Consider the following 23,177-nt stretch of genomic DNA (forward strand, 5'->3'; position numbering starts at 1 on the left):
TTTTCCGACACAATCCGGTGTCTTTTTTACCAATTAACGATTAACCGCGGAATTCGCTGCGACCGTTGTACTTGGCTTTGCCATTCAACTGCTCTTCGATACGCAGCAGTTGGTTGTACTTGGAAACACGGTCCGAACGGCACAGGGAACCGGTCTTGATCTGGCCAGCCGCGGTGCCCACAGCCAGGTCGGCAATGGTCGAATCTTCGGTTTCGCCGGAGCGGTGCGAGATCACGGCAGTGTAACCAGCGGCCTTGGCCATCTGGATGGCTTCCAGGGTTTCGGTCAGGGTGCCGATCTGGTTGAACTTGATCAGGATCGAGTTGGCGATCTTTTTATCGATGCCTTCTTTCAGGATCTTGGTGTTGGTCACGAACAGGTCGTCGCCCACCAACTGGGTTTTCTCGCCGATCTTGTCGGTGAGGATTTTCCAGCCAGCCCAGTCGGACTCGTCCAGACCGTCTTCGATCGAGATGATCGGATAACGCTCGGTCAGGCCTTTCAGGTAGTCAGCGAAACCTTCGGCGGTGAACACCTGGCCTTCGCCGGACAGGTTGTATTTACCGTCTTCGTAAAACTCGCTGGCAGCGCAGTCCAGCGCCAGGGTCACGTCGGTGCCCAGCTTGTAACCGGCATTCGCCACGGCTTCGGAGATCACTTTCAAAGCGTCTTCGTTGGAAGCCAGGTTCGGTGCGAAACCACCTTCGTCACCCACAGCAGTGCTCAGGCCACGGGCCTTCAGAACAGCTTTGAGGTGATGGAAAATCTCGGTGCCCATGCGCAGACCTTCCGAGAAAGACTTGGCGCCTACTGGCTGAACCATGAACTCCTGGATGTCGACGTTGTTATCGGCGTGCTCGCCACCGTTGATGATGTTCATCATCGGAACCGGCATCGAGTAAACACCCGGGGTGCCGTTCAGGTTGGCGATGTGAGCGTACAGCGGCAGGTCCTGGTCCTGTGCGGCTGCCTTGGCGGCGGCCAGGGAAACGGCGAGGATCGCGTTGGCGCCCAGGGAGCCTTTGTTTTCAGTACCGTCGAGCTTGATCATCGCGTGATCCAGCGCTTTCTGGTCGCTTGGGTCTGTACCCAGCAACAGGTCACGGATCGGACCGTTGATGTTGGCGACGGCTTTCAGAACGCCTTTGCCCAGGTAACGGCTCTTGTCGCCATCACGCAGCTCGAGTGCTTCACGCGAGCCAGTGGAAGCACCGGACGGCGCGCAAGCACTGCCGATGATGCCGTTATCGAGAAGCACGTCTGCTTCCACAGTGGGGTTGCCACGGGAGTCGAGAACTTCACGACCTTTGATGTCGACGATTTTTGCCATTGTTGTAAACACTCCAAAGTTGACGAAAACGACGCAGCTGAAGGAAATCTTGTATCGCCGGCAAGCAATGTGCAGCGGGCAGACTTGCGGACGAGAAGGCCCAGACCCGAGGGCCTGAGCATTAATTCGTGCGGTACTTTACCGGAGAAATGAGGATTACGCGGTTTCTACCGTCGGAAAACTCTTCACCAGTTCGTCCAAAGCTTTGAGCTGGGCCAGGAATGGCTCCAGTTTGTCCAGACGCAAGGCGCAAGGGCCATCGCATTTGGCGTTGTCCGGGTCCGGATGCGCTTCGAGGAACAGACCGGCCAGCGACTGGCTCATGCCAGCCTTGGCCAGATCGAGGACCTGAGCGCGACGACCGCCGGCGGAATCGGAACGACCACCAGGCATTTGCAGCGCGTGGGTCACATCGAAGAACACCGGGTATTCGAACTGCTTCATGATGCCGAAGCCAAGCATGTCGACGACCAGGTTGTTGTAGCCGAAGCTCGAACCGCGCTCGCAGAGGATCAACTGATCGTTACCGGCTTCCACGCACTTGTTCAGGATGTGTTTCATTTCCTGAGGCGCAAGGAACTGGGCTTTCTTGATGTTGATCACCGCACCGGTCTTGGCCATCGCGACCACCAGGTCGGTCTGGCGCGACAAGAAGGCTGGCAGCTGGATGATATCGCAGACTTCAGCGACGACCGCGGCCTGATCAGGCTCGTGGACGTCGGTGATGATCGGCACGCCGAACGCTTGCTTGATGTCCTGGAAAATCCGCATGCCCTCTTCCAGGCCAGGGCCACGGTAAGAGGTCACGGAGGAACGGTTGGCCTTGTCGAAGCTGGCCTTGAACACGTAAGGGATACCGAGTTTCTCGGTGACCTTTACGTATTCTTCACAGACCTGCATCGCCATGTCGCGGCTTTCCAGCACGTTCATGCCACCGAAAAGCACCATTGGCTTGTCGTTGGCAATCTCGATATCGCCTACGCGGATGATCTTCTGGGCCATCGGATTTACGCCTTCTTCTGGTGTTGAACCAAAGCTGCTTTAACGAAACCGCTGAACAACGGGTGACCGTCGCGTGGTGTCGAGGTGAACTCAGGGTGGAACTGGCAAGCGACGAACCATGGATGATCCGGAGCTTCAACCACTTCAACCAGCGCGCCATCACCGGAACGGCCAGTGACTTTCAGGCCAGCCTCCATGATTTGCGGCAGCAGGTTGTTGTTCACTTCGTAGCGGTGACGGTGACGCTCGACGATCACGTCCTTGGCGTAGCAATCGTGCACCAGGGAACCCTGCTCCAGCAGGCAATCCTGAGCGCCGAGGCGCATGGTGCCGCCCAGATCGGACGTTTCGGTACGGGTTTCGACGGCGCCGGTGGCATCTTCCCACTCGGTGATCAGCCCCACGACCGGATGGCCGCTGGCGCGATCGAACTCGGTGGAGTTGGCGTCTTTCCAGCCCAGCACGTTACGAGCGAACTCGATCACGGCCACTTGCATGCCCAGGCAGATACCCAGGTACGGAACCTTGTTTTCGCGAGCGAATTGAACGGCAGTGATCTTGCCTTCCACGCCACGCAGACCAAAGCCACCCGGTACCAGAATCGCGTCGACACCTTCCAGCAGCGCAGTGCCCTGGTTTTCGATGTCTTCGGAGTCGATGTAGCGCAGGTTGACCTTGGTGCGGTTGCTGATGCCGGCGTGACTCATCGCTTCGATCAGCGACTTGTAGGCGTCCAGCAGTTCCATGTACTTGCCGACCATCGCGATGGTGACTTCATGCTCAGGGTTGAGCTTGGCATCGACCACGGCTTCCCACTCGGACAGATCGGCGCCGCCACATTGCAGGCCGAAACGCTCGACAACGAAATCATCCAGGCCCTGGGAGTGCAGGATGCCCGGGATCTTGTAGATGGTGTCGGCGTCTTCCAGCGCAATCACCGCACGCTCTTCAACGTTGGTGAACTGAGCGATCTTGCGACGCGAGGAGATGTCGATCGGGTGATCGGAACGGCAAACCAGCACGTCAGGCTGCAGGCCGATGGAACGCAGTTCCTTGACCGAGTGCTGGGTAGGCTTGGTTTTGGTTTCACCGGCAGTGGCGATGTACGGCACCAGTGTCAGGTGCATCAGCATCGCGCGCTTGGCGCCGACTTCGAAACGCAATTGACGGATCGCTTCGAGGAACGGTTGCGATTCGATGTCACCCACGGTGCCACCGATCTCGACCATGGCCACGTCGGCATCGCCGGCGCCCTTGATGATCCGGCGCTTGATTTCGTCGGTGATGTGCGGGATCACCTGAATGGTGGCGCCCAGGTAATCACCACGGCGCTCTTTGCGCAGGACGTGTTCGTAGACACGGCCGGTGGTGAAGTTGTTGTTCTGGGTCATGGTCGTGCGGATGAACCGCTCGTAGTGGCCCAGGTCCAGGTCGGTCTCGGCGCCGTCGTGGGTGACGAACACTTCACCGTGCTGGAACGGGCTCATGGTGCCCGGGTCAACGTTGATGTACGGGTCCAGCTTCAGCATGGTGACCTTAAGTCCCCGCGCCTCCAGGATGGCCGCCAATGAAGCCGATGCGATGCCTTTCCCCAATGAAGAAACAACACCGCCCGTGACGAATATGTAGCGCGTCATGAAAAACCCTAGAAGTCTGCGTTAAAGCGGTCCGAGCCGCCGGGGAAAGCGAAGGAAGGCCGAAGCCCCCGATCACCTGCATTAATCACAGTGCACCTTTCAAAAAAACCGCCGCGTTGGGACAGACCGGAAGATGAAACACCGGTAGGTTGCTCGCTACACATTTTTTGGAATCGCCCAGCAAAGACTGCTTGGTAATCGGCAACTCCTGCAATTCAGGCGAATCCACAGAAGTTGTATCAAGAAGGGAGCGTAGTCTACCGGAAAGCCCCTTTCAGCTCAAACCTAGATCTTCGTGCGGTGGCTGCCAATGCAAATTCCAACGGTCCTTTGCATTGCCATCCAAGCCCCGCAGGTTGGCCACCGCCAGCAATTGCTCGCCTCGATAGAGCAGCGGCAATCTGCCACGGACAAATCCCGGCACGCCGCTTTCATTGAGCAATCGCTTCAGATCGCGATGGCCGCGACCGGGTAAATTCATCACCTCACCTCCCTCACGATAGCGGATATGCAGCAGGCCATCGGGGATTTGACCGGTGAGTGTGAGCACGCCGTTATCCGGCAACACCAGTGATACCGAGGGCTCAGCCCAAGACACCGGGGATGGCGGAGTGCGCAGCCAGCCACCTGACAGCCACCAGAGACGCCCACCCGCGCGATGCAACTCACCCGCCGCCAGCCGCCAGAGCGGACGCGCATCGCCGGTCGCATCGCGCACATTCTCCCAACCCGACCAATGGTCACTGTCCGGCAAGGTCGTCAGCGGTTTGAGCCAATGACTCAGCGCATTGCGCTGACGTGCATCAGACAGTTTCTCCAGCAGTGCCAACTCCAGCGACGGCAAACCCAACCAATCGAAATCACTGGCGGTGCTGGCGTGGGCCAGATCGATTTGCGCCAATTCGTCGAGCAATCCCTGCGCTTCGCTCAGATGCGCAGCGCTGCGCGCCATGGTCGCCACCGCTTGCGGCCAGCGCGCGGTCAGTACGGGGAACACTTGATGACGCAGATAATTGCGTGAGAACTGGTGGTCCTGGTTCGACGGATCCTCGATCCAGCTCAACTGATGTTCAGTCGCGTAGGCTTCTAGCTCGGCGCGAGTGACATTGAGCAACGGTCGCAACAGATGCCCCCGCCCCAATGGACGCTCACTTGGCATCCCCGACAACCCCCTCACCCCTGCCCCACGCAACAGTCGAAACAACAAGGTTTCCGCCTGATCGTCACGGTGCTGGGCGGTCATCAACACCTCATTGGCTTGAGTCGCCTCGATGAACGCGGCATATCGCGCATCCCGGGCTGCACGCTCGATACTGGCGCCGGGTTGAACCTGCACACGAACAACCTGCAGCGGCACCCCCAGCGCATCACAGACCGACTGACAATGATCCGGCCACGCATCAGCCGCCGCTTGAAGGCCGTGATGAACATGGATGGCACTTAGCGCCGGCAAGGAGTCGGTTTTCGCGAGGTGTACAAGAAGGTGCAGCAGGACGGTGGAGTCGAGACCACCGGAGAACGCGATGCGCCAGGTTGTAGCATTGCGCCACGGTTTCAGATTCAGCAACAGCTTGGCAGGCAAATCAATCATTGGCCGACTCATAGCGTTCCCTTTACACAAAACAAATGTGGGAGCGAGCCTGCTCGCGATAGGGGCATAACAACCAACAGATTAGTTGAATGTTAAGCCGCCATCGCGAGCAGGCTCGCTCCCACATGGGTATAGCGAGGTCAGATCAGAGACCGTAGCTCATCAGGCGCTCGTAACGGCGAGCCAACAGCGCTTCGTTATCGAACTTCTTCAGCATCGCCAGTTGCGAACTCAGTTCTGCACGGATCGATGCAGCCGCAGCCGCCGGATTACGGTGCGCGCCGCCCAAAGGCTCGCTGATCACTTTATCCACAATACCCAGGCCTTTCAGGCGCTCGGCGGTGATGCCCATGGCCTCGGCTGCGTCCGGCGCTTTCTCGGCGGTCTTCCACAGAATCGAGGCGCAACCTTCCGGCGAAATCACCGCGTAGGTCGAGTACTGCAGCATGTTCAGTTGATCGCAAACACCGATCGCCAGAGCACCGCCAGAACCACCCTCACCGATCACGGTGGCGATGATTGGGGTTTTCAGGCGAGCCATGACGCGCAGGTTCCAGGCAATCGCTTCGCTCTGGTTGCGCTCTTCAGCGTCGATACCTGGGTAAGCGCCTGGGGTGTCGATGAAGGTCAGGATTGGCATCTTGAAGCGTTCGGCCATTTCCATCAGGCGGCACGCCTTGCGGTAGCCTTCCGGACGCGGCATGCCGAAGTTGCGGCGAACTTTCTCGCGAACTTCACGGCCTTTCTGGTGACCGATGATCATCACCGGCTGGTCGTCCAGACGGGCAATGCCGCCCACGATCGCAGCGTCGTCGGAGAAGTGACGGTCGCCGTGCAGTTCGTCGAACTCGGTGAAGATATGTTCGATGTAGTCCAGGGTGTATGGACGTTTCGGGTGACGCGCCAGACGCGCGATCTGCCAGCTGGTCAGCTTGCCGAAGATGTCTTCGGTCAGCGTGCTGCTTTTGTCCTGCAGGCGGGAGATCTCATCGCCGATATTCAGCGAATTGTCATTACCGACCAAGCGCAACTCTTCGATCTTGGCTTGCAGGTCGGCGATCGGCTGTTCGAAATCTAGAAAATTCGGGTTCATAGGCGTCCGTCTTGGGTCGACATCCAAGAGAGCTTGGGCCGGCCGGTTGTCTATTCGCGCCCTACCTTAAGGGAGAGGCGCGTTCAGGTCGAGATTAAAAATTCAGGTCGAGATCAGGCGCGTCTATTGCACCTGACCGTCAACGGTATTGGAGGAAGACGTTGTCTCGCCCGAACTGGTCACGCAGGGCTTGAATCAAGGCATCCGCCGGGTCGATCCGCCAGGTCTCGCCGAACTGCAGCAAGGCCTTCGCATCGGGACTGGTGTATTCCATGGTGATCGGGCACGCGCCACGGTGACGCTTGAACAACTCACCGAGCCAGCGTAGCTGATCGCCTTTCAAATCCTGGGTCTGCAGCTTCAAGCGCAGGCTTTCGGCCAAATTGGTGCGCGCATCTTCCATGCTCATCACCCGCTTGACGCGCAGCCGCAGCCCACCGGAGAAATCATCGTTGCTGACTTCGCCTTCGACCACCACCATCGCGTCGGTCTGCAACAGCGACTGCGCCGAATGGAATGCTTCGGCGAACAGCGACGCTTCGATCCGGCCCGAACGGTCGTCGAGGGTGATGAAACCCATCTTGTCGCCCTTTTTGTTCTTCATGACTCGCAGGGCGATGATCATGCCCGCGACGGTCTGGGTATCACGGGCCGGTTTCAGGTCGATGATGCGCTGACGGGCGAAACGGCGGATCTCACCTTCGTATTCATCGATCGGGTGACCGGTCAGGTACAGGCCGAGGGTGTCTTTCTCCCCTTTCAGGCGCTCCTTGAGGGTCAGCTCCTTGGCTTTGCGGTGATTGGCGTAGACATCGGCGTCTTCTTCTACGAACAGACCGCCAAACAGGTCGACATGACCGCTGTCATGAGTACGAGCGGTTTGTTCGGCCGCCTTGATCGCCCCTTCCATGGCATTCAGCAAAACCGCCCGGTTGCGGTCGATATTGGCCTGATAGGCTTTCTGCTCGTCATGGAAGTAAGGGCCCAGGCGATCCAGCGCACCGCTGCGGATCAAACCATCCAAGGTGCGCTTGTTGATACGCTTGAGATCGACGCGGGCGCAGAAATCGAACAGATCCTTGAACGGACCGTCCTGACGCGCCTCGGTGATGGCTTCCACCGGACCTTCGCCCACCCCTTTGATCGCGCCGAGGCCGTAGATAATCCGGCCTTCGTCATTCACCGTGAACTTGAACTCCGAAGTATTCACATCCGGCGCGTCGAGACGCAGCTTCATGGTGCGAATTTCTTCGATCAAGGTCACGACCTTGTCGGTGTTGTGCATATCCGCTGACAGTACCGCGGCCATGAACGGCGCCGGGTAGTGCGTTTTCAGCCAGGCGGTCTGGTAGGACACCAGGCCATAAGCGGCGGAGTGGGATTTGTTGAAGCCGTAACCGGCGAACTTTTCTACCAGGTCGAAAATGTTGCCGGCCAGGTCGGCGTCGATATTGTTGGTCTTGCAACCGTCAATGAAACCGCCGCGCTGCTTGGCCATTTCTTCGGGTTTTTTCTTACCCATGGCTCGACGCAGCATGTCCGCGCCGCCGAGGGTGTAACCGGCCATGACCTGGGCAATCTGCATCACCTGTTCCTGATACAGGATGATGCCGTAAGTCGGTGCCAGAACCGGTTTGAGGCCTTCGTACTGGTAGTCCGAGTGCGGGTACGCGAGTTCGGCGCGACCGTGCTTACGGTTGATAAAGTCGTCCACCATGCCCGATTGCAACGGGCCCGGACGGAACAGGGCCACCAGTGCGATCAAGTCTTCCAGGCAGTCGGGCTTGAGCTTTTTGATCAGCTCTTTCATGCCGCGCGACTCGAGCTGGAACACCGCGGTGGTTTCGGCTTTTTGCAGCAACTGGTAGGTCGGCTTGTCATCCAGCGGGATGAACGCGATATCCAGCGGCGGCTCATCAACCTTGGCGCGATCGCGGTTGATGGTTTTCAGCGCCCAGTCGATGACCGTCAGGGTCCGCAGACCGAGGAAGTCGAACTTCACCAGGCCAGCAGCCTCAACGTCATCCTTGTCGAACTGGGTCACCAGGCCGTCACCGGCTTCATCGCAATAAATCGGCGAGAAGTCAGTCAGCTTGGTCGGAGCAATAACCACACCACCGGCGTGCTTGCCGACGTTACGCACAACGCCTTCCAGTTTGCGGGCCATTTCCCAGATTTCGGCGGCTTCTTCATCGACCTTGATGAAGTCACGGAGGATTTCTTCCTGTTCGTAGGCTTTTTCCAGGGTCATGCCGACTTCGAACGGAATCATCTTCGACAGACGATCCGCCAGGCCGTAAGACTTGCCCTGCACCCGCGCCACGTCACGGACCACCGCTTTCGCCGCCATGGAACCGAAGGTGATGATCTGGCTTACCGCGTTGCGGCCGTACTTCTCGGCCACATAGTCGATTACACGGTCACGACCGTCCATGCAGAAGTCGACGTCGAAGTCGGGCATCGATACCCGTTCCGGGTTAAGGAAACGTTCGAACAGCAGGTCATATTCCAGCGGGTCAAGGTCGGTGATCTTCTGCACGTAGGCCACCAGCGACCCGGCACCCGATCCACGGCCCGGACCTACCGGCACGCCGTTGCTCTTTGCCCACTGGATAAAGTCCATAACGATCAGGAAGTAACCCGGGAACCCCATCTGGATGATGATATCCAGCTCGAAGTTCAACCGGTCGACGTAGACCTGACGCTTGGCTTCGTAATCTTCGGTAGTGTCCTTGGGCAGCAGAACGCTGAGGCGATCCTCCAGGCCATCGAAGGAAACCTTGCGGAAATACTCGTCGATGGTCATGCCATCGGGGATCGGGAAGTTGGGCAGGAAGTGAGTGCCCAGCTTCACTTCGATGTTGCAGCGCTTGGCAATCTCGACGGTGTTTTCCAGCGCTTCGGGAATGTCGCTGAACAGCTCGGCCATTTCCTCGGCGCTTTTGAGGTATTGCTGATCGCTGTAATTCTTCGAACGCCGCGGATCGTCGAGGGCGCGGCCCTCACCGATGCAAACGCGGGTTTCGTGGGCGGCGAAGTCTTCCTGCTTGATGAAGCGCACGTCGTTGGTCGCGACCAGCGGCGCACCGATTTTTTCAGCCAGGGCCACGGCGCCGTGTAACTGTTCTTCGTCGTTGGGGCGGTTGGTGCGCTGGATTTCCAGATAGAAACGATCCGGGAACACGGCCATCCATTCGCGCGCCAGGTTTTCCGCTTCGGCCGGGTTGCCGCTGAGCATCGCCAGACCGATCTCGCCTTCTTTTGCCGCCGACAGCATGATCAAGCCTTCGCTGGCTTCGGCCACCCACTCGCGCTCGATGATGACCGAGCCATTGCGCTGGCCGTCGATGAAGCCGCGGGAAATCAGTTCGGTGAGGTTGCGATAACCCACGGCGTTCATCGCCAGCAGGCTGATCCGGCTCAGGGCGTTATCCGGATCCTTGTTCGACAGCCACAGGTCGGCGCCACAGATCGGCTTGATCCCGGCGCCCATGGCGGCTTTATAGAATTTGACCAGGGAACACATGTTGTTCTGGTCGGTGACCGCTACGGCAGGCATGTTCATGCCGACCAGGGTCTTGACCAGCGGTTTGATCCGCACCAGACCGTCGACCAGGGAGTACTCAGTGTGCAGGCGTAGATGAACGAATGAAGCCGGCATAGTGATCCTGTCTAGAAACTAGAAACGTGAAGACAACAAGGCCCGGATTGTACCGGGCCTTGGCAAAAACATCAGCCTTGCGACTAACTCTCGATCAGGTTTTCCCGCGCCTCGTAAGCCAGGCGTACCGGGGCGAACGAGCGGCGGTGAATCGGCGTCGGCCCCAGGCGGGCCAGCGCCTCCAGGTGAACGGGCGTCGGGTAGCCTTTGTGGCCACCGATACCGTAACCCGGGTAAATCAATTCGAACGCTGCCATCTCGCGGTCGCGGCTGACCTTGGCCAGAATCGACGCTGCAGCGATGGCCGGTACCTTGCCGTCGCCCTGCACCACCGATTCGGCACGCATGGACAGTTTCGGGCAACGGTTGCCGTCAATCATCGCCAGTTTCGGCTGAATGTGCAGCCCTTCGACGGCACGCTGCATGGCCAGCATGGTGGCGTGAAGTATGTTCAGGTCGTCGATTTCTTCTACTTCAGCGCGGGCGATATACCAACTCAAGGCCTTTTCGCAGATTTCGTCGTAAAGCGCTTCACGGCGAGCCTCGGTGAGCTTCTTCGAGTCGTTGAGGCCCAGGATGGGGCGGCTCGGATCGAGGATCACTGCCGCCGTCACCACCGCACCACACAGCGGGCCGCGACCGACTTCATCGACACCCGCCACCAGATCTTCAAGCTCATCGACTAGCATAAAATCCAGGCCCATCTGCTTGCTTGCTTTGCTCATTATGCTCTGCCAATCAGGTTCAGTACCGCGTCTGCTGCCTGATTGGAGGCGTCCAAGCGCAGGGTTCGGTGGATTTCGTCAAAGCCTCGGGTCTGTTCCTGGCCACCTTCAATCAGTGGCGACAGGGTTTGGGCCAAAGCCTCTACCGTCGCATCGTCCTGCAACAACTCCGGCACCAGCAGGCGCTGGGCCAGCAAATTCGGCAACGAGATGTAGGGACTCTTCACCATCCGCTTGAGAATCCAGAACGTCAGCGGTGCCAAGCGATAAGCGACCACCATCGGCCGCTTGTATAACAATGCTTCCAGCGTAGCGGTGCCCGAAGCAATCAACACGGCGTCGCAAGCAGCCAGGGCCAGGTGGGATTTACCGTCGAGCAAGGTCAGCGGCAGATCGCGACCGGCCAGCAGCTCTTCAAGCTGGGCCCGGCGCTGCGGGCTCGCGCATGGCATGACGAAGCGTACGCCCGGACGCAGGGCCCGCAAGCGCTGGGCGGTATCGAGGAACAGCGCACCAAGGCGCCCAACCTCACCGCCACGGCTGCCCGGCATCAGGGCGACCAGCGGCCCTTCCGGCAAGCCAAGTTCGGCCCGAGCGGCGGAACGATCGGCCTCCAGCGGGATAGCGTCAGCCAGTGAATGCCCGACAAACCGCACCGGCACGCCCTTCTCTTCATAGAATTTCGCTTCGAACGGGAACAGCGTCAGCATCAGATCGCAACCTTCGCGAATCTTCAGCACCCGTTTCTGCCGCCAGGCCCAAACCGACGGACTCACGTAATGTACGGTCTTGATGCCGGCCTGACGCAGCTTGAGTTCGATATTGAGGTTGAAGTCCGGGGCATCGATACCGATGAACACGTCCGGCTTCTCGGCGATCAGGTCGGCAACCAGCTTTTTGCGGCGTGCCAGCAACTCGCGCAACCGGCCCAGCACTTCCACCAGGCCCATGACCGAAAGACGCTCCATCGGGAAATACGAAGTCAGGCCTTCGGCCTGCATCAGCGGACCGCCGACACCGATGAACTCGACTGCCGGGTGCTGTGCCTTGAGTGCGCGCATGAGACCCGCGCCGAGAATGTCGCCGGAAGCCTCACCCGCCACCAGCGCTATACGCAGATTAGCCATGATTAACGAGTGATGCCGCGGGTCGAAGACTGGATGGAATCACGAAACACCGCGACTTCCGGGAACTGATCCGAAGGTTCGGCCAGCTCGGCGAGTGCCTGTTCAACCGTCAGGCCCTGGCGATAAACCACTTTGTAGGCACGACGCAGAGCGTGGATCGCATCTTCGCTGAAACCGCGACGACGCATGCCTTCGAAGTTCATGCTGCGGGCTTCGGCCGGGTTGCCGAACACCGTGACGTACGCCGGGACATCCTTGCCAATTGCGGTGCCCATACCGGAAAAACTGTGGGCGCCGATATGGCAATACTGGTGAACCAGGGTAAAACCGGACAGGATCGCCCAGTCTTCAACGTGCACATGGCCCGCCAACGCGGTGTTGTTGACCAGGATGCAGTGGTTGCCGATGACGCTGTCGTGGCCGATGTGGGCATAGGCCATGATCAGATTGTGATCGCCCAAGGTCGTTTCAGCACGATCCTGGATGGTCCCACGGTGAATCGTCACGCCTTCACGGATGACGTTGTGGTCACCAATGACTAAGCGAGTTTCTTCACCCTTGTATTTCAGATCGGGCGTGTCCTCGCCTACCGAAGAAAACTGGTAGATGCGGTTGTGCTTTCCGATTCGGGTCGGGCCTTTGAGAATCACATGCGGCCCGATCACTGTCCCCTCGCCGATTTCCACACCTGCACCGATGATCGACCAAGGGCCGACCTCGACGCCGTCGGCCAGGATAGCCGCCGGATCGATGATTGCGCGAGGGTCAATCAAACTCATAGTTTGCGTTCCGCACAGATGATTTCAGCAGAGCAGACTGGCTTGCCATCGACCGAAGCCTGGCACTCGAACTTCCAGATCTGGCGCTTGCAGCTGATGAAGCGGGCTTCGAGGATCAACTGATCGCCTGGGGTGACGGGCTGGCGAAAGCGCAGCTTGTCGGAGCCGACGAAGTAGTAGAGCGTACCGTCGGCAGGCTTCACATCGAGCATTTTGAAGCCAAGGATGCCAGCAGCCTGAGCCATCGCTTCGATGATCAATACGCCCGGCATGATTGGATGCGCAGGGAAGTGACCATTGAAGAAAGGTTCGTTGATGCTGACATTCTTGTAGGCGCGAATGCGCTTGCCTTCCACATCCAGATCCACGACCCGGTCCACCAGCAGGAACGGGTAACGGTGAGGCAGGTATTCGCGAATCTCGTTGATGTCCATCATTTCGGGGGGAAGCCTATGTAAAGATTGGGAGGCGCGACTGACGCGCACCCCTCTAGCAAATCAAGGAGGCAGTCTAGCGGCTGTGCACACTTGATATGGAAATGGTATCAGCCATCAGATGAAGCATTACCGTCAGGGGTCACGTCCCCTACACGCTTTTCCAGCTGTCGCAGACGCCGCGCGATGTCATCGAGCTGACGGATACGGGCCGCGCTTTTGCGCCATTCGGCCGCCGGTTGCATGGCCGTACCGGAAGAATAGGAACCCTTTTCGGTAATCGAGTGGGTCACCATGGTCATCCCGGTGATAAAAACGTTGTCGCAAATTTCAATATGCCCCACCAGCCCTACGCCACCGGCGAGCATGCAATGCTTGCCGATTTTGGTGCTGCCGGAGATCCCCACGCACGCAGCCATGGCGGTGTGATCACCGACCTGGACGTTGTGGGCGATCTGAATCTGGTTGTCGAGTTTCACCCCGTTACCCAGAACGGTATCGGCCAGCGCACCGCGATCAATAGCGGTATTCACGCCAATCTCAACGTCGTCACCGACCAGCACACCACCGATCTGGGCGATCTTCTGCCAGACACCTTTCTCGTTGGCAAAACCGAAACCTTCGCCACCCAGTACGGCACCGGATTGAATCACTACCCGCTTACCGATGCGTACGTCGTGATACAGCGTGACTCGCGGGGCCAACCAACCGCCCTCGCCAATCTCGCAGCGGGCACCGATGAAGCAGTGCGCGCCAACGGTCACACCCGCTGCAATACGTGCGCAGCTTTCGATCACCACGAACGCGCCAATGCTCGCTGCTGGATCGACCACTGCATCCGGCGCTACAACAGCTGTCGGATGAACACCGGCAGCGGCCTTTGGCTTGGGATCGAACAGATGGGAAATCCGCGCGTAGGCCAGGTACGGATCAGGCACGACCAGCGCATTACCTGCAAAACCTTCAGCGTCAGCGGCCTTCAGCAACAGGGCTGCGGCCCGGCTGTCAGCCAGGTATTTACGGTATTGGGGGTTTGCGAGAAAGCTCAACTGAGCTGGGCCAGCCTCTTGCAAAGTGGCTAGCCCAGAAATTTCTTTCTCCGGGTCGCCACGCAGTGTGGCGCCGAGGAACTCGGCCAATTGGCCGAGCTTTATAGTCGCTGTCATGGTTACTTCAGCTGATTCATGCGCTCGATAACCTGGCGAGTGATGTCGTACTGAGGCTTGACATCAATCACTGCGCCACGCTCGAAGACCAGGTCAAAAGCACCTTTCTTGATGACTTCTTCCACAGCGCTGTCCAGTTTCGGCTTGAGCTGTTTCAGCATTTCACGGTCGGCAACGGCTTTGGCTTCGTTCAGTTCCTTGGACTGGAACTGGAAGTCACGGGCCTTTTGCTTGAACTCGAGTTCCAGGCGTTCACGCTCACCTTGCTGCATCTTGTCGCCGCCAGCCATCAGACGGTCCTGGATACCCTTGGCGCTGCTTTCCAGTGTCTTGAGCTTGGTCAGCTGTGGGCCGAACTTCTTCTCGGCATCAACGGCATACTTCTTGGCCGCATCGGATTCCAGCAGAGCCATCTGATAGTTCAGAACGGCGATTTTCATGTCGGCAAAAGCCGGACCTGCGACCAGTACGGTCGCCAGGAGAACCAATTGAGTCAACTTACGCACGATGCACTCCTACAAAATCCATTGTCGTTATCTTGGGTCAGACGCTTAGAACGTCTGGCCGAGGGAGAATTGGAACACTTGAGTCTCAGCGTCATCCGGTTTCTTGACCGGCATGGCCAACGCGAAGCTCAAAGGACCCAGCGCGGTAACCCAGGTCACGCCGATACCGACGGAGCTGGCCATGTTGCTCAGGCTGATGTCGTTGCACTGCGTATTGGACTTCGAACCGTCAGCGTTCCTGGTCTCTTTGCACGTCGAATCGAACACGTTACCCACGTCCCAGAATACCGAAGTACGCAGGGAACGCTGATCCTTGACGAACGGCAGCGGGAACAGAACCTCAACACCGCCCTGGATCAGGACATTACCACCGAACGGCAGCGGATCCTGATCCGGGTCAAACGACGTACCCGGGTTTTTACCGGTACTTGGTGTACTGCGAGGCCCCAGAGTGCTGTCCTTGAAGCCACGAACCGAGTTGAAACCACCAGCATAGTAGTTTTCATAGAACGGCAAGCCATCGGTAGAACCATAACCATCGCCATAGCCCAGCTCGGTGTGCAGGCGCATGGTGTAGTTTTCGGACAATGGCTGGAACAACTGGCCACGGTAATCGAGCTTGAAGAACGACAAGTCGCTGCCAGGGGTGGTGGTTTCCAGAGTCAGGCTCTGGGAACGACCACGGGTCGCCAGTACGCCTTTGTTCAGGGTGGACTCGGACCAACCGGCCGAAGCCTTGAAGTTCAGGTAGTTGTCGCCTTCCTTGTTAACGAAGTCGAAGATCTCGTCAACGGTGTATTGACCGGTCTTGATCTTGTCTTGTTGCGCAGTCAGGCCGAAGGTCAGACGCGAAGTCTCGCTGATCGGGTAACCGACGCTCACGCCAGCACCCAGGCTGTCTACGGCATAGCTGGCAACATCGACGTCGAGGTCGTCGTAGTCAGTGGTGCGATAGAACGCGTTGTAACCCAGGCTGACGCCATCAGCAGTCCAGTACGGGTCGACATAACCGAAGTTATAACGGCTCTGGTATTCACTGCGGGTCAAGCCGACGCTGACCTTGTTACCCGTACCCAGGAAGTTGTTCTGGGTGATCGAACCGCCGAGGATCAAACCGGCGCTCTGGGCAAAACCGACGCTGGCGGTAATCGAACCGGAGGCCTGTTCTTCAACGCTGTAGTTCACGTCTACCTGGTCGTCGACGCCCGGCACGGCCGGTGTTTCGACGTTGACTTCCTTGAAGAAGCCCAGACGTTCAAGACGGGTCTTGGATTGGTCGATCAGGTAGGTCGAAGCCCAGCCGCCTTCCATCTGACGCATTTCGCGGCGCAGCACTTCGTCCTCGGACTTGGTGTTGCCACGGAAGTTGATGCGGTTCACGTAAGCACGCTTGCCCGGATCGACGGCAAATGTGATGTCGACAGTGTTGTCTTCATCGTGCGGCTGAGGCACGCCATTGACGTTGGCGAAGGTGTAACCCTCATTACCCAGGCGGCGGGTAATCAGTTCGGATGTGGTGGTCATCAACTTGCGCGAGAACACCTGGCCTTTCTGCACCAGCAGCAGGGACTTGACCTGGTCTTCAGGAACTTTCAGGTCGCCGCTCAGCTTGACGTCACGGACGGTGTACTTCTCGCCTTCATTGACGTTGACGGTGATATAGACGTGCTTCTTGTCCGGGGTGATGGACACCTGGGTCGAAGCGATATCCATGTTGATATAGCCACGGTCCAGGTAGTAGGAACGCAGACGCTCCAGGTCACCGGAAAGTTTTTCACGAGCGTACTTGTCATCGTTCTTGAAGAACGACAGCCAGTTGGTGGTCTTGAGTTCAAACAGGTCGATCAGGTCTTCTTCAGGGAAGACGGTGTTACCCACCACGTTGATGTGCTGGATGGCAGCAACGGTGCCTTCGTTGATATTGACCTTCAACGCAACGCGGTTACGCGGCTGCGGCACCACTTCGGTGTCAACGGTGGCCGAGTAGCGGCCTTGAGCGACGTATTGACGCTGCAGCTCGTTACGCACACCTTCGAGGGTGGCGCGCTGGAAGATCTCGCCTTCGGCCAGACCGGATTGCTTGAGCCCTTTCATCAGGTCTTCAGTGGAGATCGCCTTGTTACCCTCGATCTCGATACTGGCGACCGACGGGCGCTCGACTACAGTAATGACCAGGACGTTGCCATCGCGGCCCAGCTGGATATCTTGAAAGAAACCGGTTTTGAACAACGCACGAGTGGATTCCACCAGGCGACGATCATCCGCCTGTTCACCGACGTTCAACGGCAAAGCACCAAAGACGCTACCCGCGGAGACCCGCTGGAGGCCATTGACGCGAATATCAGAGATAGTGAAGGACTCGGCGTGAACTTCGGCGATCATCAATACGGTGAGAACCGCAGTTAGCAGCAGACGTTTCATGAAGTCCTTTCTTATTCCAACTGGCAATAAACAAACTGCCGCAAAATGCGGCAGATTCGCAATTCAGCGAAGCGTTACAGTCGGCCCAGATCATTGACAAGAGCAAGCAACATCACCCCGATCACCAAACTGATACCGATCTGTATCCCCAACCCTGCACCCGATCCGACAAGGGGCGACCACGCGCCCACTCGATCAGATAAAACAACAAATGCCCCCCATCCAGTACAGGAATGGGCAACAAATTCAGAACTCCCAAGCTAATACTCAGATAAGCAAGGAAATTCAGGAAATCAGCGACACCCGACTGGGCAGAAGCGCCCGCCACTTTAGCAATGGTTATCGGTCCACTCAAGTTTTTTACCGAGAGCTCACCGAACAACATTTTCTTGAGCGAATCGAGGGTCAGTACGCTCATGGTCCAGGTGCGTCGAGCACCCTCCCCAATCGCGGCCACAGGACCATAACTAACTTCGCGAATCATCTCTGGCGGCCAATCAACAGCCTTCACCCCAGCCCCTAGATAACCACTGGGTGCCTTCTTCTCGCCGCGAGCGGCCAGCGTCACTGGGGCGTCGATTTGAGCACCATCGCGCTCGACGCGCAGCATGATTTTGGTATCAGGGTGCATACGGACTATGTCCACCACCTGTTGCCAGTCATCTAGTGGCTTGCCGTCCAGGGCCAACAGTCGGTCACCGGTCTTTAGGCCAGCAGCCTGCGCCGGGCCTTTCGGGTCAAGTTCGGCCAGGACCGGCGGCAGTGCCGGACGCCAAGGGCGCAATCCCAGCGAACGAATCGGATCAGGCTCATCGGCACCCTTGAGCCATTTATCCAGCATCAGCTCACGGGGCGAATCCACCGTGGAACCCTGGTCACGGACCAGCAATTGCAGGGAACCGCTCTCCCCAAGACGACGGACCAACTGCAGGTTCACCGCAGCCCAGCCGGAAGTTGGCTCGCCATCGATGGCAATGATTTCCTGACCCGCGCTCAAACCAGCCCTGGCGGCGATACTGCCGGATTCGACTGCCCCAATGATCGGGCGCACTTGCTCGCTGCCGAGCATGGCCAGCACCCAGAAAAAAAACATCGCCAGTAAAAAGTTGGCAATCGGCCCCGCCGACACAATAGCGATACGCTGGCGGACGGATTTGCGATTGAAAGATTGATCAAGCTGATCGGCGGGCACTTCACCTTCGCGCTCGTCGAGCATTTTCACGTAACCGCCCAGCGGGATCGCGGCGACAACGAACTCAGTGCCTTTCTTGTCGTGCCAGCGCAGCAACGGCATACCGAAGCCCACGGAGAAACGCAGCACTTTGACCCCACAGCGACGTGCGACCCAGAAGTGGCCGAATTCGTGGAAGGTGACCAGCACACCCAAAGCCACCAGGGTGCCGACAATCATATAGAGCGCGCTCATCTACTTTCTCCGCAATCCTGTCCAGTGCCGCATGGGTCAACGTATTGCAGCATTTACCGCCCGTGACGACTCAACCATTGTTCGGCCAGTACTCGCGCTTTCGCGTCGGCCGTGAACACTGCCTCGAGATCGCCAACCGCAACCACGGGCTCGATGTTCAACACCTCTTCGATGATACTCGCGATTTCCGGGTAGCGAACCCGCCCGTCGAGAAAGGCCGCGACCGCCACTTCATTCGCCGCGTTCAGCATGGCCGGCGCGCTGTTGCCGGCTTCGGCCGCCTGACGTGCGAGGCGCAGACACGGGAATCGCTCTTCGTCAGGCGCCTGGAAGTCCAGCCGCGCAATTGCAAACAGGTCCAGCGGCGCAACACCCGAATCGATTCGCTCCGGCCAGGCCAGCGCGTTGGCAATCGGCGTGCGCATGTCAGGGTTACCTAACTGGGCCAATACCGAACCGTCGATGTAATCGACCAGCGAATGAATCACGCTCTGAGGATGAATCACCACTTCGACCTGGGACGGCTTGGCATCAAACAGCCAGCAGGCTTCGATCAACTCCAGCCCCTTGTTCATCATGCTGGCCGAATCCACCGAAATCTTGCGCCCCATGGACCAGTTCGGATGAGCACACGCCTGCTCAGGGGAAACATGCACCAGTTCAGCCATAGGTGTCTGTCGGAACGGACCGCCAGAGGCCGTGAGTAAAATCCGACGCACCCCGACGGCACCCAGCCCACGAGCGAAATCCTGAGGCATGCACTGGAAAATCGCGTTGTGCTCGCTATCGATCGGCAGCAACACCGAACCACTCTTGCGCACCGCCTGCATGAACAGCGCACCGGACATCACAAGCGCTTCTTTGTTGGCCAGGAGGATTTTCTTGCCGGCTTCGACCGCCGCCAGAGTCGGTCGCAAGCCCGCAGCGCCAACGATGGCCGCCATGACCGCATCGACCTCAGGGTCGGAAGCAACCTGACACAGGCCCTCTTCACCCACCAGCACGCGAGTCGACAGACCTGCGGCACGCAATTCGTCCTGCAAGCCTCGGGCAGCACCCGCCTCAGGCACCACGGCGAACCGCGGCGCATGACGAACGCACAGCGCCAACAGCTCGTTCAGCCGGGTGAAGCCGCTCAAGGCGAAAACCTGATAACGCTCGGGATGACGAGCGATGACGTCAAGCGTGCTCAGACCAATCGAACCGGTCGCCCCCAGGACGGTAATCTGCTGCGGGCGGCTCACGGTGCCGCCATCCACAGCAGCACGGCGAACACTGGAATCGCTGCCGTCAGGCTGTCGATACGGTCCAGCACGCCGCCGTGCCCGGGAAGCAGATTACTGCTGTCCTTGATCCCGGACTGACGCTTGAACATGCTTTCGGTGAGGTCACCTACTACAGAGATAAACACGATGATGGCTGCACCGATCAGACCTTTGAACAGCTGCGCCACCGTCCAGTCCCGAACCAGTCCGACAATGACAGTAATGACCAGACTCACCGCGAGGCCGCCGTAGACGCCCTCCCAGCTTTTGCCGGGACTGACCTGTGGCGCCAGCTTGCGCTTGCCAAAAGCCCGGCCAGAGAAATAGGCACCGATATCAGCACCCCAGACCAGCACCATCACCGCCATGATCAACCAGTTGCCCAAAGGCTCCTGCTTGATCTGGACCAGGCCTTGCCAGGCCGGCAGCAGGATCAGCAGACCGATCATCAGTTTGCAGGCAGCACTGGACCAAAGTTCGCTGGAGCGCGGATACGTCAGCACCAGATAGGTTGCAACGCCCCACCACAGCACCGAAGCACCTAATACCCAAGGCGCGAGCCCAGGCACGACATGCATGACAAACAGCATCAACGCGACCACAGCCGCATAGGCAACGCGGGCCGGCTGTTCAGTGAAACCCGCCAGGCGAGCCCACTCCCATGCACCGAGGGTCACGACCAGCCCGATGAACAGCGCAAAACCGGTGCCTTCGAGCAGGAAAAACCCACCCAAGGCAATCGGCAGCAGGATCAGCGCGGTGATGATTCGTTGTTTAAGCATTAAACCCGGGCTCCAGCCTCGACCTGCTCGCTCGTTTTACCGAAGCGGCGCTGCCGAGAAGCAAAATCGGCCAGCGCGGTACGCATGGCATCGTGTTTGAAGTCCGGCCAGAACAGGTCGGAGAAGTACAACTCGGCGTATGCCAGTTGCCACAGCAGGAAGTTACTGATGCGGTGCTCGCCACCGGTACGGATGCACAAGTCCGGCAACGGTAAATCGCCGGTAGCCAGACAGGTTTGCAACAGTTCCGGGGTAATGTCTTCCGGACGCAGGTGCCCGGCCTGAACTTCCCGAGCCAGACGTTGTGCGGCCTGCGCGATATCCCACTGCCCACCATAGTTGGCAGCGATCTGCAGGACGAAGCGATTGGCGCCCGCCGTCATTGCCTCGGCTTCACGCATGGCTGCCTGAAGCTCTGGGTGAAAGCGCGAACGATCGCCAATGATGCGCAAACTGATGTTGTTCTCGTTCAGGCGCTTGGCCTCGCGACGCAATGCCTTGAAGAACAGATCCATCAAGGCGCTGACCTCGTCGGCCGGGCGCTGCCAGTTCTCGCTGGAGAAGGCGAACAGGGTCAATACTTCGACCCCGGCCTCGGCGCACACCTCGATTACCGCACGAACCGCATCCACGCCCGCTTTATGACCGGCGACACCCGGCATAAAGCGTTTTTTCGCCCAGCGATTATTACCATCCATGATGATCGCGACATGGCGCGGCACCGCGGACGGCGCAGTCTGCTTTGTCTTATCCATTAAAACGTGACCCTTATACGGCCATCAGGTCTTTTTCTTTCTGCGCCAGATTCGCGTCGATTTCAGCCACGTATTTTTTGGTCAGATCATCGATCTCGCCAGTGGCGCGACGCTCTTCGTCTTCGCTGATTTCCTTTTCCTTGACCAGATCCTTGAGCTGGCTGTTCGCATCACGACGGATGTTGCGCACCGCAACACGAGCATCTTCAGCGACATCGCGAGCCTGCTTGGTGAAGCCCTTGCGGGTTTCTTCGGTCAGGGCCGGCATGGAGATCAGCAGCAATTCACCCAGGTTGGTTGGGTTGAGGTTCAGACCCGCGCTGCCGATGGCTTTGTCGACGGCACCTAGCATATTGCGCTCAAAGGCAACGACTTGCAGGGTACGCGCATCTTTGACGGTGATGTTCGCGACCTGCTTGATCGGGGTGTCGGAGCCGTAATACGGCACCATCACGCCTTCCAGAATGCTTGGGTGCGCCTGGCCAGTACGAATACGGCCGAAGTTGTGCATCAGCGACTCGACGGATTTTTTCATGCGCTCTTGAGCGTCTTTCTTGATTTCATTGATCATTGTTGGCCTTCCTCGATCAGGGTCCCTTCAGCGCCGCCATGCACGATATTCAGCAGGGCGCCGGGCTTGTTCATGTTAAATACGCGCAACGGCATCTTGTGGTCGCGGCACAGGCAAATGGCGGTCAGATCCATCACCCCCAGCTTGCGATCCAGCACTTCATCGTAAGTCAGATGATCGAACTTCTCGGCATGCGGGTCTTTGAATGGGTCAGCGGTATAGACGCCATCGACCTTGGTCGCCTTGAGCACGACATCGGCATCGATTTCGATCGCACGCAAGCACGCTGCCGAATCCGTGGTGAAGAACGGATTGCCGGTACCGGCCGCGAAAATCACGACTTCCTTGGCGTTCAAGTGGCGCATGGCTTTGCGGCGATCATAGTGATCGGTTACGCCAACCATGGAAATGGCCGACATCACGATGGCCGAGATATTGGCACGTTCCAGCGCATCGCGCATGGCCAGGGCGTTCATCACAGTGGCCAGCATGCCCATGTGGTCACCGGTGACCCGATCCATGCCGGCCGCGCTCAGCGCTGCACCGCGGAACAGGTTACCGCCGCCGATCACCAGACCGACCTGAACGCCGATGCCGACCAGTTGGCCGACTTCCAGCGCCATGCGATCCAGAACTTTCGGATCGATCCCGAACTCTTCCGAGCCCATCAGGGCCTCGCCGCTAAGCTTGAGTAGAATGCGTTTATAGCGAGCCTGATAACCACTGCCCTGCTGAGCCATTGCGAATCTCTCCTGCGGCGTATTTTAAAAATTCTTTGCGAGCTGTTTACAGCTGGCGTTCACTCTAACTTGGCGCTGCTTCAGCGCCATCGGAACATGGCTTTGTAAGCCAGTTCCAAAGGGAAACCAATTAAAAATTGGTGCCCCATCTGAAAAGAGGCTGCGC

General features: G+C 58.4%; 18 protein-coding genes and 1 pseudogene. All 19 read right to left on the reverse strand.

Annotated elements, in window-relative coordinates:
* Positions 1 to 40: 40 nt before the first annotated feature.
* The gene (gene eno, locus BLW70_RS28175; RefSeq protein WP_010462792.1) at positions 41 to 1,330 is read right to left on the reverse strand and encodes a phosphopyruvate hydratase; all 1,290 of its coding nucleotides are present in this window, start codon (positions 1,328 to 1,330) and stop codon (positions 41 to 43) included.
* A gap of 156 nt (positions 1,331 to 1,486) precedes the next feature.
* Positions 1,487 to 2,332, reverse strand: coding sequence for a 3-deoxy-8-phosphooctulonate synthase (gene kdsA, locus BLW70_RS28180; protein ID WP_056720954.1), 846 nt, complete (start codon positions 2,330 to 2,332; stop codon positions 1,487 to 1,489).
* A gap of 5 nt (positions 2,333 to 2,337) precedes the next feature.
* Positions 2,338 to 3,969, reverse strand: a complete 1,632-nt coding sequence (locus tag BLW70_RS28185) for a CTP synthase (RefSeq protein WP_074879667.1) — start codon at positions 3,967 to 3,969, stop codon at positions 2,338 to 2,340.
* A 274-nt stretch (positions 3,970 to 4,243) separates the two neighbouring features.
* On the reverse strand, positions 4,244 to 5,572 hold the full coding sequence (gene tilS / locus BLW70_RS28190) for a tRNA lysidine(34) synthetase TilS (RefSeq protein WP_074879670.1): 1,329 nt from the start codon (positions 5,570 to 5,572) through the stop codon (positions 4,244 to 4,246).
* Positions 5,573 to 5,705: 133 nt separating this feature from the next.
* Complete coding sequence (locus tag BLW70_RS28195; RefSeq protein WP_008154040.1) at positions 5,706 to 6,653, reverse strand: acetyl-CoA carboxylase carboxyltransferase subunit alpha; 948 nt, start codon at positions 6,651 to 6,653, stop codon at positions 5,706 to 5,708.
* 139 nt (positions 6,654 to 6,792) lie between these two features.
* Positions 6,793 to 10,314, reverse strand: coding sequence for a DNA polymerase III subunit alpha (gene dnaE / locus BLW70_RS28200; RefSeq protein WP_074879673.1), 3,522 nt, complete (start codon positions 10,312 to 10,314; stop codon positions 6,793 to 6,795).
* An 83-nt stretch (positions 10,315 to 10,397) separates the two neighbouring features.
* Entirely contained in the window at positions 10,398 to 11,039 is a 642-nt protein-coding gene (rnhB, locus tag BLW70_RS28205; protein WP_074879676.1) for a ribonuclease HII, read from the reverse strand.
* Entirely contained in the window at positions 11,039 to 12,166 is a 1,128-nt protein-coding gene (lpxB, locus tag BLW70_RS28210) for a lipid-A-disaccharide synthase (protein WP_074879677.1), read from the reverse strand. The genes rnhB and lpxB overlap by 1 nt, the downstream gene beginning before the upstream one ends.
* 2 nt (positions 12,167 to 12,168) lie before the next feature.
* Positions 12,169 to 12,945: an acyl-ACP--UDP-N-acetylglucosamine O-acyltransferase gene (lpxA, locus tag BLW70_RS28215; protein ID WP_074879681.1), complete on the reverse strand. Its 777-nt coding sequence runs from the start codon at positions 12,943 to 12,945 to the stop codon at positions 12,169 to 12,171.
* A complete protein-coding gene (gene fabZ / locus BLW70_RS28220; protein ID WP_008154051.1) occupies positions 12,942 to 13,382 on the reverse strand; it encodes a 3-hydroxyacyl-ACP dehydratase FabZ in 441 nt (146 codons plus the stop codon). The genes lpxA and fabZ overlap by 4 nt, the downstream gene beginning before the upstream one ends.
* A gap of 107 nt (positions 13,383 to 13,489) precedes the next feature.
* A complete protein-coding gene (lpxD, locus tag BLW70_RS28225; protein WP_074879684.1) occupies positions 13,490 to 14,545 on the reverse strand; it encodes a UDP-3-O-(3-hydroxymyristoyl)glucosamine N-acyltransferase in 1,056 nt (351 codons plus the stop codon).
* Between the two features lie 2 nt (positions 14,546 to 14,547).
* Positions 14,548 to 15,051 carry an OmpH/Skp family outer membrane protein gene (locus BLW70_RS28230; RefSeq protein ID WP_008028980.1) on the reverse strand — a complete coding sequence of 168 codons (504 nt, stop codon included), beginning with the start codon at positions 15,049 to 15,051 and terminating at the stop codon, positions 14,548 to 14,550.
* A gap of 45 nt (positions 15,052 to 15,096) precedes the next feature.
* Positions 15,097 to 17,472 (reverse strand): outer membrane protein assembly factor BamA, encoded by a 2,376-nt coding sequence (bamA, locus tag BLW70_RS28235; RefSeq protein WP_074879687.1) that lies wholly within the window; start codon positions 17,470 to 17,472, stop codon positions 15,097 to 15,099.
* A gap of 74 nt (positions 17,473 to 17,546) precedes the next feature.
* Positions 17,547 to 18,898: pseudogene (rseP, locus tag BLW70_RS28240) on the reverse strand (sigma E protease regulator RseP).
* Positions 18,899 to 18,951: 53 nt separating this feature from the next.
* Positions 18,952 to 20,142 carry a 1-deoxy-D-xylulose-5-phosphate reductoisomerase gene (gene ispC, locus BLW70_RS28245; protein ID WP_074879690.1) on the reverse strand — a complete coding sequence of 397 codons (1,191 nt, stop codon included), beginning with the start codon at positions 20,140 to 20,142 and terminating at the stop codon, positions 18,952 to 18,954.
* Positions 20,139 to 20,945 carry a phosphatidate cytidylyltransferase gene (locus BLW70_RS28250; RefSeq protein WP_074879693.1) on the reverse strand — a complete coding sequence of 269 codons (807 nt, stop codon included), beginning with the start codon at positions 20,943 to 20,945 and terminating at the stop codon, positions 20,139 to 20,141. The genes ispC and BLW70_RS28250 overlap by 4 nt, the downstream gene beginning before the upstream one ends.
* Positions 20,945 to 21,700: a polyprenyl diphosphate synthase gene (gene uppS, locus BLW70_RS28255; RefSeq protein ID WP_074879695.1), complete on the reverse strand. Its 756-nt coding sequence runs from the start codon at positions 21,698 to 21,700 to the stop codon at positions 20,945 to 20,947. The genes BLW70_RS28250 and uppS overlap by 1 nt, the downstream gene beginning before the upstream one ends.
* Before the next feature lie 13 nt (positions 21,701 to 21,713).
* A complete protein-coding gene (gene frr, locus BLW70_RS28260) occupies positions 21,714 to 22,271 on the reverse strand; it encodes a ribosome recycling factor (RefSeq protein WP_074879698.1) in 558 nt (185 codons plus the stop codon).
* On the reverse strand, positions 22,268 to 23,011 hold the full coding sequence (pyrH, locus tag BLW70_RS28265) for a UMP kinase (protein WP_003172271.1): 744 nt from the start codon (positions 23,009 to 23,011) through the stop codon (positions 22,268 to 22,270). Before pyrH ends, frr begins: the two co-directional genes overlap by 4 nt.
* Positions 23,012 to 23,177: the final 166 nt, after the last annotated feature.

Source organism: Pseudomonas frederiksbergensis, assembly GCF_900105495.1.
GTDB classification, from domain to species: Bacteria; Pseudomonadota; Gammaproteobacteria; order Pseudomonadales; family Pseudomonadaceae; genus Aquipseudomonas; species Aquipseudomonas frederiksbergensis.